Consider the following 15,525-nt stretch of genomic DNA (forward strand, 5'->3'; position numbering starts at 1 on the left):
CGGGTGACAGTCTTTACCGGAAGCAACCGCACTCGTTTCATCGACGAATGTTTCCGTTCGCTGGTCGCGCAAACTTTCACCGACTGGGAATGGGTGGTCATTCTCAATCAAGGGTCTCGTTGGCGGCCGGAGAGGCACGACGATCGGATCCGGCTCATTGTCGAGGACAACCTGGACGGCGTTGGTGCCGTGAAGGGGCGCGCCTGCGCCGAGGCCGTCGGGGAGATACTTGTCGAACTCGACGACGACGACCTGCTCAGCACCGACTGTCTGCAACAGATCGTGGACGCCTTCGACGGCAATCCGGAGGTGGGATTCGTCTACAGCGACACCGCGCAGATCCAGGAGGACGGCGGCCGCTGTGAAGACCGTTTCGCGACGTCGTTCGGCTGGCGGCACTACGACGAGAAAGTGGACGGCCGTGAGGTGTTGGTCTGCCGGGCGTTGCCCCCGACACCGCACAACGTGAGCTACATCTGGTATGCACCGAACCACGTGCGGGCCTTCCGCCGGGACATCTACGAGAAGGTCGGCGGATACGACGAGTCTCTCGACGTCGCGGACGACGCCGACCTCATGGCTCGGATGTACCAGGTGAGCGAGTTCCAGCACATTCAGAAATGCCTGTACCTGCAGCGCATGCATGCCAAGAACACGCAGCGCATTCCGGATGTCAACGCCCGCATCCAGCAGCGTACGGTGGAGATCTACGATCGAAACATTCAGCAGAACGCGTTGGCCTGGGCACGGCGGCAGGGCCTCCTGGCGCTGGATCTCGGTGCTGCGCACAACAAGCCGGAAGGCTATCTCGGCCTGGATTACCACGATGGGTCGGGCGTCGACATGGTCTGCGACATAACCAAGGGAGTCGACCTCCCGGACAGTAGTGTCGGAGTCATTCGAGCCGCCGACTTCCTGGAGCACATCCCGGACAAGATCAAACTGTTCAACGAGCTGTACCGACTGCTCGCGCCGAACGGGATGCTGTTGTCGCTGACGCCCAGCACCGACGGTCGAGGTGCCTACCAGGATCCGACGCACGTGGCGTTCTACAACGAGAACTCGTTCTGGTATTTCACGGACGCCAACTATTCTCGGTTCGTGCCTGAAATAAAATGCCGTTTCCAGACGTCGCGTCTGGTCACGTATTTCCCGAGTGAGTGGCACCAGGCGCACAACATCCCGTACGTGTCCGCGAACCTCATCGCGATCAAGGATGACGTCCTGCGTAACGGCGGTCCGCTGAACATATGACTCTCGGACGGGCCGCGTCGCCTGTGGAAGCTGCGGAAGTGGATCCGCATGCCGTTTCCCGTCCTGTCGAGGCGATCATCACTACCTCGGCGGGATGACGGCGTCGCCTACGCGTAAGACGTGGCGGTGCGGGAGCGTCCGTACCAGATGATCCTCGACGTCGGCTGGACCGACCAGCTTGGCCGACCGGCGACAGCGGGGCCGCTCCCGAAAGGAGCGGCCCCGTTGCCGTCTCGAGCAAGTCGTGCGGTGGCGGACAGGCCGCGCGCGTAGCAGATCAACTGTCCCGGCGGGCGTTGTCCACACCCCCCGAGGTTGTCCACAGGTGGGCGCGGTCGGGCAGCCTGCCGTGCGGTTTCCGAGCAGGGTCGGCGACATACCAGAGCCCGACCGCTGGAGGCCGCGATGCCATCCCGTACCTCGGTTCCGCCGATCCGCCCGCTCCCGCTGGTGGTCACCGGCGACGACGATCTGCTCGATGATCTGCTCCGGCTCGCCGCCGCTGGCGGGACCGAGGTGGAGTTGGCCCGCGACCCGGCCGCCGCCCGTACTCGTTGGCAGCCCGCTCCGTTGGTGTTGCTCGGCGCCGATCAGGCGCAGTCGTGTCTGCGTGCCCGGTTGCCGCAGCGGTCCCGGCTGGTGCTGGTCGGCCGGGTCGGTCAGCTCGACCCCGGCTGGCAGACCGCCGAGCTGATCGGGGCCGAGCACGTCGCCATGCTGCCCACCGCCGAACCGTGGCTGGTGGATCGGTTCGCCGAACAGGGTCCGGACCGTCCGAACGGTGTCGGCGCCCGGATCGTCGCGGTGTTCGGCGGCCGGGGCGGCGCCGGGGCGAGCGTGCTCGCTGGTGGCCTCGCCGTGACTGCCGCTCGGGCCCGGTTGCGCACGCTGCTTGTCGACGCGGACCCGCTCGGGGGTGGCCTCGACCTCGTGCTGGGCTGGGAGCAGTTGGAGGGGCTGCGCTGGCCGTCGCTCACCAGCGCCGACGGGCGCGTGGACGCCCCGGCGTTGGTGCGGGCCCTGCCCAACCGGGGTGACCTGGTGGTGCTCTCCTGGGACCGCGGCGAGGTGCTGGCGCTGCCGGCGGCGGCGATGGCCGCGACCGTCGACGCCGCCCGGCGAGGTCGGGACTTCGTGGTGGCGGATGTGCCCCGACAGTTGGACGACGCCGCGGTGGTGGCGTTGCAGGCGGCGGACCAAGCGTTCGTCGTCGTCCCCGCCGAGTTGCGTGCCACCGCCGCGGCCGCTCGGGTGGTGGCCATCGCTGCCCCGCACTGCGCCGCGCTCTCGGTGGTGGTGCGCGGCCCCGCTCCGGGCCGACTACGTGCCACCGAGGTGGCACGGGCTCTGGGCCTGCCGTTGGCTGGCGCGCTGCGCCCCGAGCCAGGGCTGTGCCGCGGACTGGAACGAGGCGAGGCGCCGGCCGCTGCGGGGAAGGGCCCGCTGGCCGCACTCTGCCAGCGGATCGTCACCGACCTCACCGGTGTCCCGGCGACGGGTGCGGCATGACCGGCCGGTCGCAGGACGGCACCCTAGCCGCCCGGGTGCGGCAACGGATCGCTGCCGCCACCACCCCGGTCACAGCGGCGGCGATCGTCTCCGCCGTACGGGCCGAGCCAACCGCTGCGGTGCTCGGCGACAACGCCGTGCTGCGGATAGCCGACCGGGTGCACGACGATCTCGTGGGTGCCGGGCCGTTGGCTCCACTGCTCGCCGACCCGGAGGTCACCGACGTCCTCGTCAACGGGACCCGGGTCTGGGTCGATCGTGGTTCGGGGTTGCAGCAGGTCGCGGTCCCGTTCGGCTCGATCGAGGACGTCCGCCGGTTGGCGCAGCGCCTGATCGCGAGCGCCGGCCGTCGGCTCGATGACGGCTCCCCGTACGCGGACGCCCGGCTCCCCGACGGCACCCGGCTGCACGCCGTGCTGCCGCCGGTGGCGACCGAGGGCCCCTACCTGTCCCTGCGGACCTTCCGGCACCGGCCGTTCAGTCTCGACGAACTGGTCCGCCACGGGACCGTCCCACGACCGGTGGCGCCGCTGCTCGCCGCCGTCGTGGCTGCCCGCCTGGCGTACCTGGTCAGCGGTGGAACCGGGTCGGGCAAGACGACCCTGCTCAACACGCTGTTGGGGATGGTGCCAGCCACCGAGCGGATCGTGCTTGTGGAAGACGCCGCCGAGCTGCGTCCAGGGCACCCGCACGTGATCGGGCTCCAGGCGCGCACGGCCAATGTGGAGGGCTCGGGCACGGTCAGCCTCGGGGACCTGGTCCGGCAGGCGTTGCGGATGCGTCCAGACCGCCTGGTGGTCGGAGAGTGCCGGGGCGGTGAGGTGGTCGACCTGCTGGCGGCGCTCAACACCGGCCACGACGGGGGAGCTGGCACCTTGCACGCCAACTCCCCGTCCGACGTACCCGCCCGGCTGGAGGCGCTGGGCATGCTGGGTGGGCTGCCGCGCGCCGCGCTGCACGCCCAGGTGGCCGCCGCGTTGCAGGTGCTGTTCCAGGTGCGGCGCGGTGATCAGGGACGCGTTCTGGAGTCGATCTGCCTGCTCCTGCCCGACGGACCGGAACGGTTGGTGACCGTGGTGCCTGCCTGGGTACGCGGCAGTGGTCTCGGGTTGGCTGCCCGCGCGCTGGGGGCGCTGCTCCGCGAGCGCGGGGTGGCGGTGCCGCCGATCCTCAGCGAGCCGTGGCCGGGTTCGGCAGGCCCGGCATGACCGGCATGACCGGCGCGACGATGCTGGCGGCGACGTTGCTGCTGGTCGCCGCGGTCCTGGTGGCATGGCCCGTGCACAGCATCCGGGCCCGCCGACGTCGGGTGTTGGCGACGGGACGGCGAGGCGGCGGCATCGATCCCAACGACGCGCTCGTGGAGTGGATCCGGGAACTCGGCCGCACGCCGGACGGCCCGGTCGACGGGCCGGGCGACCCGCTGACCCCGGGTGGCCCGGTCAGCGTTCCGTGCCGGCCACGGACCAGTGCGAATCGGAGCGGGAGGCCTACCGCGCTCGGCTGGCCCAGCCGGGACGTCACCGGCAGCGCGGTCCGGCCCGGGGCGACGGGCGGGTCGTTGGGGAGCGCCCGTCCCGTAGGCCCGACACGTCCCCCAACCCGTCGGGACCCCCGACGTCCGGCCGGCGCCGCTGGGCACGAGGCCAGGATTCCGGACGCCGAAGGGCGGGGTGGCACATCCGTGGCCGAGATGACGATCGGCGGCGGCGATGTGGGGGCGCACCGGACGGACGGCGCTTCGGCCGCGGTGACGACCGCTGGGTGCGGCGACATGGCGGACGTCCCGCCCGGCGGGTCCAGCCCGGCGACGGCCGAGGGACGCGGGGGTGTCGTCCGCCGGGCCGACCGGTTCGTCGGGTCGGCCGATGTCCCGACCGTGGCGGCGCGGGGACGGGTTCGGCGGTCGTCCAGGCGGATGCTTCCGCTGGTCGGGCTGCTGGCTGGTGGTGTCGGTGCGGTGGTCGGCGGCCCGGTCGCAGCGGTCGCGTTGGGTGGATACGCCGCGCTGACCGGGCGGGCGATGCTGCGCTGGCGAGTGAACCGGGGCGCCGAGCGACGGCGGCGACGTGGGCTGGACCAACTGTGTGGCCTCGCGGCGGACCTCCGGGCCGGTCTGCCCGTGCAGCAGGCGATCGAGGCCGCCACCGATGGGTGGGACGGGTCCGACCGGCTGCGTCAGTTGACGGCGGCTGCGGTGCGGCTGGCCGACCGGACCGGCGCGCCGCTGGCGGACCTCGTCGAGCGGATCGAGGCCGACGCTCGGGCGACCGACCGAGGGCTGGCTGCCGCGGCGGCCCAGGCGGCCGGTGCCCGGGCCACGGCCTGGTTGTTGGCCGCGTTGCCGGTGGGTGGGATTCTGCTCGGGTACGGGATCGGCGTCGACCCGGTGGCGGTGCTGCTGCACAGCAGTGTCGGCGGGGTCTGTGCGGTCGTCGCGGTCGCCCTGCAGGTCGTGGGCCTCCTCTGGACGGAACGGCTGGGTGCGACGCCGGGGCGGGCCGGATGATGTCGCGAAGTCTGACAAGCCGTCGCAGTCGAAGCGGTGGGCTGCGGCCGGACGCGATCCGCCTCGCCGCGGCGCTGGGTGGGCTGGCCGTCGCCGTGGTCGCCGAGGGCTGGCTGGGACTGCTCGGTGCGGTCCCGACCGCGTGGCTGTTGGATTTTCTGCTGCGGCGGATCGAGTCACCGGGTGTGCGCACGCGGCGGCTTCAGGAGGCCGCTGACCTACCGCTCGCGGTGGACCTGCTGGCAGCCGCGATGCGGGCGGGCGCTCCGGTGGATCGCTCGGTGCTGGCCGTCGCCGAGGCTCTCGACGGACCGCTCGCGGCGCGCCTGGCCCGGGCCGGCCGCACGTTGCTGCTCGGTGGTGGCCCGGCGGAGGCGTGGTCCGCGCTGAACGGAGTGCCCGGCGCGGAGCGGTTGACCGCAGCGGCGTTGCGCTCGGCCAACAGCGGCGCGGCCCTGGCCGGCGCACTGACCCGACTCGCCGACGACCTTCGTGCCGACCGGGCGAGCGCCGCCGAGGCGTCAGCCCGTCGGGCGGGCGTGCTCATCGTCCTGCCGCTGGGGCTCTGCTTCCTGCCGGCGTTCATTCTCGCCGGCCTGGTGCCGGTGATCGTCGCCGTTCTCGGCGACGTGCTCTGACCCATCGAGAAGGGAAACAGCAATGCGCAAACTCATCGCCCGGCTGCGCGGCGACGCCGGAATGAACACGGCCGAGTACGCCGTCGGCACGCTCGCCGCGGTCGCCTTCGCCGGGATCCTGTTGAAGGTGCTGACGTCCGGCAACGTCCAGTCGGCGCTGACCGCCGTCATCGACCGGGCGCTGAAGTGATCGGGCGCCGGCAGGCTGGCCGCGATCGGAGGCCGGGCAATCCCGAGCGGGCGCTCGACCGGCGGAGAGTCCGCGCTGTCGAGCGGGCCGCCGACGGGGATCGAGGGTCGTTCACCGCCGAACTGGCGGCTGGCCTGCCGGCGCTGCTCCTGTTCCTGCTGGTCGGCCTCGCCGCCGTCAATGCCGTAAGCGCCCAGGCCGGCTGCCTGCACGCGGCCCGGGAAGCGGCGCTGGCCGCCGCCCGCGGCGCGGACGGCAGCGCCGAAGGTGAGCGTGCCGCACCGCCAGGGGCGGAGGTGTCGGTGTCCGTCGACGGCGACCGGGTGTGGGCGACGGTACGCGCGCCCGTCCGGGCGCTGGGCGGCCGGCTCCCTCGGATCACCGTGGTCGCCACCGCTGTCGCAGCCGTGGAGCCCGGCGCTGCCGAGAGGAGTTGATGGTGCGACGGACCCACGGCCCGGACTCCGAGCGACTCGAGCACGGTCCACCGGACGCGCAGCGCGGTGGTGCGACCGTCCTGGTGTTGGCGATCGGACTGGTCTTCCTGTTGGTCGGCACCTTCGGTGCCGCCGTCGCCGCGGCTCAGCTGGCGGGTCAGCGGGCGGCGGTGGCAGCCGATCTCGGCGCGCTGGCGGGAGCCGCCCGCCCACTCGACGGCGAGGCGATGGCCTGCCAGTTCGCGGGCGACACCGCCGGCCGCAACGCGGGTCGGATGGTCGGCTGTCGCCTTGACGGGCTCGACGTGCTGGTGACCGTCGAGGTGGCGTTCACGCCACTCCCCGGACTGAGCCGGGTCGCCACGTCAACGGCCCGCGCCGGCCCGGTGCGCGGTTGATCGACAGCGGCCTGCTGGCCGGGACCAGGGCGCAGAGCCGTGTCCCGGTCAGCGGCCGAGCAGCGGGTGGGGTCGAGGGTGTCAGCGAGCCTGGAGCGCGTCGAGGGCGACGGCCATGGCGATGACCAGGCGGCGGTCGATCTGCGGGTGCTGCACCTCGACGACGTACTTGTCGCGCAGGCCCCACTTCTTGACCACGGTGAAGACCGGCTGGCCGCCGGCGGTGAAGTCGAAGTGGTACGGCAGCCACGACAGGGAGTCGACGAACCGGCGTAGCAGTGCCACGGGCAGGCTGCGCTCCTGGCCCGTCACCTGCGGCAGGCCGGCCTGCTCGACGTGCCACGTCGACCGGAGCAGCGACTGGGCGAAGTCCTTGCGGAACAGGCCGATCGCGGTCCCGGCGGCGTCGGTGACGTCGTACGTGGCGCCGAGGTCGATGCGCTGGCGAGCCTTGAAACCGAGCAGGGGCTGCTGCTTCGAGTCGTCCGTGTAGATCGTCACCTGCTCCTTGAAGGCGAGCCGCTTCTGCTGCGCGAACGCGATCAGCTCACCCTCGGTGCCGTCCGGGGAGACCGAACGGACCTCGTACTGGTTGACCATCATGCGCAGCCGCTGACGGACATGGAACTGGTGCTGGCCCTGCAAATTGTCGTACTGCATCTGAGCTCCTCAGGGGGTTGGTCCGCCGGAGTCTCGCACAGCCCGACAACTGTCGCGCTCCTTGCCATCGACGATCGCAGAATGCTGGGTAGCCGTCGTGGGTCGTCGAACGACTACCCCAGCATCCCGGTGCCCGTGCGGTGAAAGGGGTGGGTCAGCGCCCGTCGGTGGTGGTCGCGGCGCGCACCGCCCAGGTGTTGAGGACCTGGTGGATGACGCGCAGGCGTTCGTTGATCTGGTCCAGGCGTTCGGCCTGAGCCAGGTTGGCCAGCGCGGACCCGAGCGCGATCTGCTGGTCGAGGGTGAGTTGATCCTGGTCGATGGTATAGAGCAGGTCGACGGTCTCGGCGATGGTGTCGGCCACGGCTTCTCCTCGGGCACGGGGGGCGATCAGCAACAGAGAGATCGATGGAAGCGCTCCCACACATTGTGCCCAGCGTCAGGCCGATTCATGCAAGTCGCTCATTCGGGCAGGTTCGCCAACACCACGTCGAGCACCCGGATCGCGTCCGGCTTGGAGAGCGGATTGTTGCCGTTGCCGCACTTCGGCGACTGCACGCAGGACGGGCACCCGGTCTCGCAACCGCACTCGGCGATCGCGTCCCGGGTGGCCCGCAGCCACGCCGACGCCGTGCCGTACGCCCGCTCGGCGAACCCCGCGCCACCCGGGTGCCCGTCGTAGACGAAGACGGTCGGCGCCTCGGTGTCCGGGTGCACGGCGGTGGAGAGCCCGCCGATGTCCCACCTGTCGCAGGTGGCCATCAGCGGCAGCAGGCCGATCGCGGCGTGTTCGGCGGCGTGCAGCGCACCTGGCACGTCGGCCGGCTGGACCCCGGCGAGGGTCAGCGACTGCGGCGACAGGGTGAACCAGACCGCCACCGTGCGCAGCTCCCGGGTGGGCAGGTCGAGTGGTCGGGTGTCGATCACCTCGCCGGTGGCGATCCGCCGGCGCTGGTACGACACGACCTGACTGGTCACGTCCACCTCGCCGAGGAACATGCCGACCGGCCCGGCGTCCACGTACGAGCGCACCGACACCACGGACACGTCGGTGACGTCGCGGGCGTGGGTGGACCAGTCCGGCTCCTCGGCGTGCACGAGCGCGCAACCGTCGGCGAGGTCGAGGTCGTCGACCACGTACGAGACGCCCTGGTGCAGATAGACCGCGCCGGAGTGCAGCAGGAAGTGCGAGGACCCACCGTCGACGGTCCCGAGCAGCCGGCCGGTCGACGACTCCACCACGCACACCGGGGCGCCGCCCTCACCGCGCAGATCCACCTCGGGCCGCTCCCGGTGCCGCCAGTACCAGCCGGTGGGCCGCTGCCGCAGCGCCCCGGCGGCCACCAGTTGGTCGACGGCCTCCTTCGCCCCGTCACCGAAGAGCACCAGGTCGGCGGGGGTGAGTGGCGCCTCGACCGCGGCGCAGGCGAGTTGCGGCGCCAGCACGTACGGGTTGGCCGGGTCGAGCACTGTCGCCTCCACCGGGGCGCCGAAGATCGCCTCGGGGTGGTGCACCAGGTAGGTGTCCAGTGGGTCGTCCCGGGCCACCAGCACGGCGAGGGCCTCCTGCCCGGAGCGCCCGGCGCGGCCCGCCTGCTGCCACAGCGACGCCCGGGTGCCGGGGTAGCCGCAGATCAGCACCGCGTCCAGCCCGACCAGGTCCACGCCCAGCTCCAACGCGTTTGTCGAGGCCAGGCCGAGCAGGTCGCCGTGCAGCAGGGCCCGTTCCAGCTCGCGCCGCTCCTCGCGCAGGTAGCCACCCCGGTAGGCGGCCACCCGGTCGCCGAGCCCCGGCACCGCGTCGTCCAGTGCTCGACGCGCGTTGGCCGCCACCACCTCGGCGCCCTTGCGGGAGCGGACGAACGCGAGGGTGCGTACCCCCTCGGCGACCGTGTCGGCGAGCAGGTCCGCGGTCTCGCGCAGCGCGGACCGGCGGACCTGGTGGAGGTCGTCGTGTTCACCTGTCGCCTGTGGTGGCACCGGAGAGGAGGAGCCGCTGTCGGGTGGCAGTAGCGGCGGCTCCCAGAGCGCGAAGGTCACGCCGCCGCGCGGCGACGCGTCCTCGGTGACCGCCGTCACCGGCAGTCCGGTCAGCCGCCCGGCGGCGGTCGCCGGGTCGCCGGAGGTCGCCGAGGCGAGGACGAAGACCGGGGTGGCCCCGAACCGGGCGCACTGCCGGCGCAGCCGACGCAGCACGTGCGCCACGTGCGAGCCGAACACCCCTCGGTAGGTGTGGCACTCGTCGATCACCACGTACGCGAGTCGGCGCAGGAAACCGGACCACTGGGCATGACCGGGCAGGATGCCGTGGTGCAGCATGTCGGGGTTGGTCAGCACGAACCGGGAGTGCCGGCGGATCCACTCCCGCTCGGCGCGCGGCGTGTCCCCGTCGTAGCAGGCGGGGCGTACCCCTTCCAGTTCCAGTGCGGCGACGGCCCGTAGCTGGTCGGCGGCGAGCGCCTTGGTCGGCGCGAGGTAGAGCACGGTGGCCCGAGGGTCGGCGAGCAGGGTGGCCAGCGCCGGGAGTTGGTACGCCAGTGACTTGCCGGACGCGGTGCCGGTGGCGACGATCACGTGCTGACCCTCGTACGCCAGGGTGGCTGCCTCGGCCTGGTGCTGCCACGGCGCGGTCACGCCGCGTCCGGCGAACGCCGCCCGCAGTTCCTCCGGTGCCCACGACGGCCAGGGCGCGGGCACCCCGGCGCGGGCCGGCACCCGCTCGACGTGGGTGACCGGGTCGCCGGCGCCCCGGGCGCGAAGCCGGCGCAGCAGGTCGACCGGCGCTGGCCCGGGGCCGGGACCAGCGGATACGGTGGCCGCGGACGACGACTCCAGGTCGCGGCGCGGCGTGCCGCGCGCGGAGCTGAAGTCGTCGGAGGTCACGCCCTGCACTCTCGCACTGGTGTTCGGAGATGAAAAGTCGGACACCGGGGTAAGGGGAAGCCTCCGCTGGTGTCCGCAGGCCGCCCCGGCGGTAGTGGTTAGATGCCCACGAGAGTTTACGGCTCTGGCGAGGAGGACCGATGGAGCTGTCGCTGGCGACCCGCACCGAGGGCGAGCACACGGTGCTCGAGGTCGGTGGTGAGGTGGACGTCTACACCGCGCCCCGGCTCCGTGAACGACTCCTCGAGTTGATCGATGGTGGCGCCCGGCACGTGGTGGTCGATCTCGACCGGGTGGACTTCCTCGACTCCACCGGCCTGGGTGTGCTGGTCGGCGCGCTCAAGCGGCTGCGGTCGGCCGGAGGTTCGTTCGCCCTGGTCTGTGACAAGGAGCCCCTGCTCAAGATCTTCCGGATCACCGCACTGGACCAGGTGTTCCCGTTGCACCCGACGGTCGACGCGGCGATCAGCGCCGACTCGGCGGGCGCCGGCGCGTGATGGCGACCGTCAAGCTCTCGTTCTCCCCCGCCCCGGTGCACGTGCGCACCGCCCGGCTGGTCGGCGTGGCCGTCGCGCGCCGCGCCGGGGTCCGGGAGGACCTGCTGGACGAGGTACGCCTGGCCATCGGTGAGGCGTGCACCCGCGCGGTGGCCCTGCACCGGCAGTACGGGCTGCCCGACCCGGTGCTCGTGGAGATGTCCGACGGCGGTTCGTACGCGGTGCGGGTGGTGGACCGGGCGCCGATCGAGGCGGGCATCGGCCTGACCGCGCTGCCGCCGGACGCGTTGGCCAACGAGTCGCTCACCGATGAGGCGCTGACCACCGGCGTCGGATTCGCGCTGCTCGCCGGTTTCGTCGAGGACCTGCAGGTGCGCCCGGTCGACGAGGGCATCGGCACCGAGGTGCGGATGGTGTGGCCGGTCGGCCACTGACCCAGTTCCGCTGCGTAGGCCGTGTCCCCGGTTGGGGATGCGGCCTTCTTCGCATGGACCAAGCCCTATATCAGATTTCGTTTCATAACACAGCGATGAAGATCATCGCGACACGGTGGCACCTGCGTGTGACCTCCGACACTGCGGAGGGCTACAGTACCCGGGTTGTCAGCAAGTGATCCGTCCCGCAGCCAGCGGGTATGGGTGGTCATCGCTGGTCCGCTGGGGTTGGCGCTCGCTTGCGAATTCCGCATCCAGGCGTCGGTCAGTGCGTCTCCACTCACCGGCGCGATTGTTCGGTAACAGGAGGACACAGATGTCCGAGACCTTGGCCGCCGACGGCGGGCTTTCCCTTACCGAAAGCAATGTCACCTACGTCGTCATCGCCGCGGTCGTCGCGCTGGTGGCACTCGGTTTCGCTGCCGCCCTGACGAAAACGGTGCTGGCCGCCGGTAAGGGCACCGAGAAAATGCAGGAGATCTCGGCGGCGGTCCAGGAGGGCGCCTCGGCCTACCTGCTCCGTCAATTCCGCACCCTGGCGATCTTCGTCGTCGTCGCCGTCGTGCTGCTCTTCCTGCTTCCGGTGCACGACACCGATGGCAGCGAGCTCGCGGTGAAGATCGGCCGCTCACTCTTCTTCGTGGTGGGCGCCCTGTTCAGCGCGTTCATCGGCGGCGCCGGCATGTGGTTGGCCACCCGTGCCAACCTGCGTGTGGCGGCCGCCGCGAGGGAGCGAGCAGGTGGCCGCGAAGCCGCCATGAAGATCGCCTTCCGGACCGGTGGCGTCGTCGGCTTCCTCACCGTCGGCCTCGGCCTCTTCGGCGCCGCGCTCGTCGTCCTCGTCTACCGGGGTGACGCGCCCACCGTGCTGGAGGGCTTCGGCTTCGGCGCCGCGTTGCTCGCGATGTTCATGCGGGTCGGCGGCGGCATCTTCACCAAGGCCGCCGACGTCGGCGCCGACCTGGTCGGCAAGGTCGAGCAGGGCATCCCCGAGGACGACCCGCGCAACGCCGCCACCATCGCCGACAACGTGGGCGACAACGTCGGTGACTGCGCCGGCATGGCTGCCGACCTGTTCGAGTCGTACGCGGTGACGCTCGTCGCCGCGCTGATCCTCGGCCGCGCCGCCTTCGGCGAGCAGGGTCTGGTCTTCCCGCTGATCATCTCCACCATCGGCGTACTGATCGCGATCGTCGGCGTCTTCATCACCCGGCTGCGCGCGTCCGACCGCAACGCCCTGACCGCGATCAACCGGGCCTTCTACCTGTCGGCGGCGCTCTCCGCGGTGCTGGTGGCGATCGCCGCCTACGCGTACCTGCCGGCGACCTTCGGCGAGTTCGACAGCGGCCTCACCGACGCCCCGGGCAACCCGCGGCTGGTGGCCATCGGCGCGGTCGTGATCGGCATCGTGCTGGCCGGCGCGATCCAGGCGTTGACCGGCTACTTCACCGAGACCAACAGGCGGCCGGTGCAGGACATCGGCAAGAGCTCGCAGACCGGTGCGGCGACCGTGATCCTGGCCGGCATCAGCATCGGGCTGGAGTCGGCGGTCTACTCGGCGCTGCTGATCGGCGCCGGCGTCTTCGGCGCCTTCCTCCTCGGCGGCAGCTCCATCACGCTGTCGCTGTTCGCGGTGGCACTGGCCGGCACCGGCCTGCTCACCACGGTCGGCGTGATCGTCGCGATGGACACCTTCGGGCCGATCTCCGACAACGCCCAGGGCATCGCCGAGATGTCCGGCGACATCGACGAGCACGGCGCTCGCACGCTGACCGAGCTGGATGCGGTCGGCAACACCACCAAGGCGATCACCAAGGGCATCGCGATCGCCACGGCGGTGCTGGCCGCGACCGCGCTGTTCGGCTCGTACACCGACTCGCTCAGCAGCGCGTACGCGACGGCTGGCGTGGGCGACGTCGGCAACGAGATCCTCAACGCGCTGAACGTGGCGAACCCGCGCAACCTGGTCGGCCTGATCATCGGCGCGGCGGTGGTCTTCCTCTTCTCCGGGCTGGCCATCAACGCGGTGTCCCGCTCGGCCGGTGCCGTGGTGATGGAGGTCCGCCGGCAGTTCCGTGAGCTGCCCGGCATCATGGACGGCACCCAGCGCCCGGAGTACGGCAAGGTCGTCGACATCTGCACCCGGGACGCGCAGCGCGAGCTGATGACCCCCGGCCTGCTCGCCATCCTGGCGCCGATCGCGGTCGGCTTCGGCCTCGGGCCCGGTGCGCTCGCGGCGTACCTGGCCGGTGCGATCGGTGCCGGCACCCTGATGGCGGTGTTCCTGTCCAACTCCGGTGGGGCCTGGGACAACGCCAAGAAGCTGGTCGAGGACGGCGCCTACGGCGGCAAGGGCTCCGAGGCGCACGCCGCCACGGTCATCGGCGACACCGTCGGCGACCCGTTCAAGGACACCGCCGGCCCGGCGATCAACCCGCTGATCAAGGTGATGAACCTGGTCTCGCTGCTGATCGCGCCCGCCGTGGTGGCCTGGAGCGTCGGCGACGAGCGCAACGTCGGCCTGCGGGTCGGCATCGCGCTGGTCGCGACGCTGATCATCGTGGCGTCGGTGGTGTTCAGTAAGCGCAAGGGCATCGCGATGTCCGATTCGGACGCCGATGGCAACACCGGCGCGGGCAACAGCGATCACCGCCCGGAGACGATCAACGCCTGACCCAGGACCGGTCCGGGGTCTCCGGTCGACGTAGCCCGTCGACCGGGGACCCCGGCCGTCCGGCCCGATGCCACACCTGGCCAAAGGCCGTACGCTGCAACGCATGCGTACGTGCCGGGCGTCTGCCGCCGGAAAGTTCACGGTGGTCCTGGCCACGATCGTCGTCCTGGCCGGCTGCGGCGGGGGCCCCAGCCCACGGGCCTGGGCGGCCTCGGTCTGCGGCGCGCTCACCCCGTGGCGCTCCGAGATCAACAAGCTGACCAGCAGCACCGACGAGCAGATGACCGCGCAGACCACGCCGGCGCAGGCCAAGGAGAACCTGGTGCGGCTCTTCGACGGGGCGGAGCGGGCCAGCGAGGCCGCCCGCCGCAAGGTGGAGAAGGCGGGCGTACCGGAGGCCGAGAACGGCGAGGCCATCTCCGCCGGTTTCCGCAGCTCACTGGGGATGATGCGGGACGCGTACGGCCGCGCCCGGGACACCATCGACGGGTTGGGCACCGGCGAGCCGACCGCCTTCTACGACGGCGTGCGGGCCGCCGTGGCGACCCTCAACACGGAGTACGACGCCAGCGCGCTGGACACCAGCAAGCTCAACTCCGAGGAGCTGAAAAAGGCCTTCGACGAGGTGCCGGAGTGTCACTGAGCGGGCTCGACGACACCGCGGCGGAACCACCGGCGCTGTTCCCCGCCCCCGAGTCCGGCGCGCCCGCACCCGCGCGACGGCGGCGTGGGCCGCCCCACAACGGCCCCACCGCAGGTGACGACGTGGATCGGCAACTTGTCTTCTTCGGCGCGGAGGCGGCCGAGCCGACGATCGCCGACCTGGCCGGGCTGCTCGCCGGGCCGGGCGAGGTGGTCCGCATGGGCGGCACCGCCCGGCTCTCGGTGCAGGTGGACGCCGCGTGGCGGGTGCACGTGCTCGTCGCCGAGTTGGCGTCGCGGGGGCTGGCGGCGAGCTGGGAGCCGACCGAGGGCGAGCGACACGCCGTGCGGACGTCGTACACCCGGGTCCTGAAGCCGCTCGCCGCGGCCTGGCTGCACGGTACGGCGAAACGCCCGCCGGCCACCTTCCACCTGACCGGCCGGCGGCTGCGGTTGTGGCTCGCCGCGGCCGGGACGCCGGAGCCGCCCGATGGCTTCCTGTTGCGGCTCGGCGTGGACGACCGGGAGTGCTGGGAACCGATCGGTGTCGTGCTCGCCGCGGCCGGGCTCGCTGGCACGCTGCTCAGCCCGGTTGCGGGCGGCCCGGCCTACCTGATCAGCGGCCGGCGACGGTTGGACCGCCTCGCCGAACTGGTCGGTGGCCCGCCCCCGACGGCACCCGCCAGCGCCTGGCCGACCCGACCCTGAACCCCACCCGACCCTGAACCCCGCCCGGCCCGGGTCGATCATGCAGTTGCGGTGGTGGACGAACTGCTTGTTCGGGTCTATAACGCCCACCA

The 15,525-nt window shown here is 71.7% G+C and carries 16 protein-coding genes; 13 read left to right on the plus strand and 3 right to left on the minus strand.

Translation table 11 applies throughout. From position 1 onward, the window contains the following. The first annotated feature begins 3 nt into the window (after window positions 1–3). The 8 genes from AB0A90_RS23605 to AB0A90_RS23640 all read left to right on the plus strand — a co-directional run bounded on the left by AB0A90_RS23605 (window position 4) and on the right by AB0A90_RS23640 (window position 6,935). Window positions 4–1,254: a glycosyltransferase gene (locus tag AB0A90_RS23605; RefSeq protein WP_357251675.1), complete on the plus strand. Its 1,251-nt coding sequence runs from the start codon at window positions 4–6 to the stop codon at window positions 1,252–1,254. 405 nt (window positions 1,255–1,659) lie between these two features. Then, window positions 1,660–2,763 carry a septum site-determining protein Ssd gene (gene ssd / locus AB0A90_RS23610; protein ID WP_357251677.1) on the plus strand — a complete coding sequence of 368 codons (1,104 nt, stop codon included), beginning with the start codon at window positions 1,660–1,662 and terminating at the stop codon, window positions 2,761–2,763. Next, entirely contained in the window at window positions 2,760–3,971 is a 1,212-nt protein-coding gene (locus AB0A90_RS23615; protein ID WP_357251680.1) for a TadA family conjugal transfer-associated ATPase, read from the plus strand. Before ssd ends, AB0A90_RS23615 begins: the two co-directional genes overlap by 4 nt. Next, on the plus strand, window positions 3,968–5,272 hold the full coding sequence (locus AB0A90_RS23620; protein ID WP_357251683.1) for a hypothetical protein: 1,305 nt from the start codon (window positions 3,968–3,970) through the stop codon (window positions 5,270–5,272). Before AB0A90_RS23615 ends, AB0A90_RS23620 begins: the two co-directional genes overlap by 4 nt. Beyond that, complete coding sequence (locus AB0A90_RS23625) at window positions 5,269–5,910, plus strand: type II secretion system F family protein (RefSeq protein ID WP_357251686.1); 642 nt, start codon at window positions 5,269–5,271, stop codon at window positions 5,908–5,910. The genes AB0A90_RS23620 and AB0A90_RS23625 overlap by 4 nt, the downstream gene beginning before the upstream one ends. 22 nt (window positions 5,911–5,932) lie before the next feature. Continuing rightward, on the plus strand, window positions 5,933–6,100 hold the full coding sequence (locus tag AB0A90_RS23630) for a DUF4244 domain-containing protein (RefSeq protein WP_081883916.1): 168 nt from the start codon (window positions 5,933–5,935) through the stop codon (window positions 6,098–6,100). A 122-nt stretch (window positions 6,101–6,222) separates the two neighbouring features. Beyond that, window positions 6,223–6,537: a TadE family type IV pilus minor pilin gene (locus AB0A90_RS23635; RefSeq protein WP_357252039.1), complete on the plus strand. Its 315-nt coding sequence runs from the start codon at window positions 6,223–6,225 to the stop codon at window positions 6,535–6,537. Beyond that, window positions 6,537–6,935, plus strand: coding sequence for an Rv3654c family TadE-like protein (locus AB0A90_RS23640; RefSeq protein WP_357251689.1), 399 nt, complete (start codon window positions 6,537–6,539; stop codon window positions 6,933–6,935). The genes AB0A90_RS23635 and AB0A90_RS23640 overlap by 1 nt, the downstream gene beginning before the upstream one ends. A gap of 81 nt (window positions 6,936–7,016) precedes the next feature. On the opposite strand, the gene AB0A90_RS23645 is transcribed toward AB0A90_RS23640, so the two are convergent. The 3 genes from AB0A90_RS23645 to AB0A90_RS23655 form a co-directional block, all read right to left on the minus strand. Further along, window positions 7,017–7,595: a hypothetical protein gene (locus tag AB0A90_RS23645; RefSeq protein ID WP_357251691.1), complete on the minus strand. Its 579-nt coding sequence runs from the start codon at window positions 7,593–7,595 to the stop codon at window positions 7,017–7,019. 154 nt (window positions 7,596–7,749) lie between these two features. Next, on the minus strand, window positions 7,750–7,959 hold the full coding sequence (locus AB0A90_RS23650; RefSeq protein ID WP_357251693.1) for a hypothetical protein: 210 nt from the start codon (window positions 7,957–7,959) through the stop codon (window positions 7,750–7,752). 98 nt (window positions 7,960–8,057) lie between these two features. Next, window positions 8,058–10,430, minus strand: coding sequence for a DEAD/DEAH box helicase (locus tag AB0A90_RS23655; protein ID WP_357252042.1), 2,373 nt, complete (start codon window positions 10,428–10,430; stop codon window positions 8,058–8,060). Between the two features lie 188 nt (window positions 10,431–10,618). Here AB0A90_RS23655 and AB0A90_RS23660 point away from each other — a divergent pair, with 188 nt between their 5' ends. The 5 genes from AB0A90_RS23660 to AB0A90_RS23680 all read left to right on the plus strand — a co-directional run bounded on the left by AB0A90_RS23660 (window position 10,619) and on the right by AB0A90_RS23680 (window position 15,433). Continuing rightward, window positions 10,619–10,975, plus strand: coding sequence for an STAS domain-containing protein (locus tag AB0A90_RS23660; RefSeq protein WP_357251696.1), 357 nt, complete (start codon window positions 10,619–10,621; stop codon window positions 10,973–10,975). Next, on the plus strand, window positions 10,972–11,409 hold the full coding sequence (locus AB0A90_RS23665) for an ATP-binding protein (protein WP_357251699.1): 438 nt from the start codon (window positions 10,972–10,974) through the stop codon (window positions 11,407–11,409). Before AB0A90_RS23660 ends, AB0A90_RS23665 begins: the two co-directional genes overlap by 4 nt. Window positions 11,410–11,725: 316 nt before the next feature. Continuing rightward, entirely contained in the window at window positions 11,726–14,083 is a 2,358-nt protein-coding gene (locus tag AB0A90_RS23670; RefSeq protein WP_357251702.1) for a sodium-translocating pyrophosphatase, read from the plus strand. A gap of 103 nt (window positions 14,084–14,186) precedes the next feature. Beyond that, the gene (locus tag AB0A90_RS23675) at window positions 14,187–14,726 is read left to right on the plus strand and encodes a hypothetical protein (protein ID WP_357251705.1); all 540 of its coding nucleotides are present in this window, start codon (window positions 14,187–14,189) and stop codon (window positions 14,724–14,726) included. Beyond that, a complete protein-coding gene (locus AB0A90_RS23680; RefSeq protein WP_357251709.1) occupies window positions 14,717–15,433 on the plus strand; it encodes a hypothetical protein in 717 nt (238 codons plus the stop codon). The genes AB0A90_RS23675 and AB0A90_RS23680 overlap by 10 nt, the downstream gene beginning before the upstream one ends. The last annotated feature ends 92 nt before the right edge of the window (window positions 15,434–15,525 follow it).

It is taken from the genome of Micromonospora sp. NPDC049204, assembly GCF_040647935.1.
Classification (GTDB): domain Bacteria; phylum Actinomycetota; class Actinomycetes; order Mycobacteriales; family Micromonosporaceae; genus Micromonospora.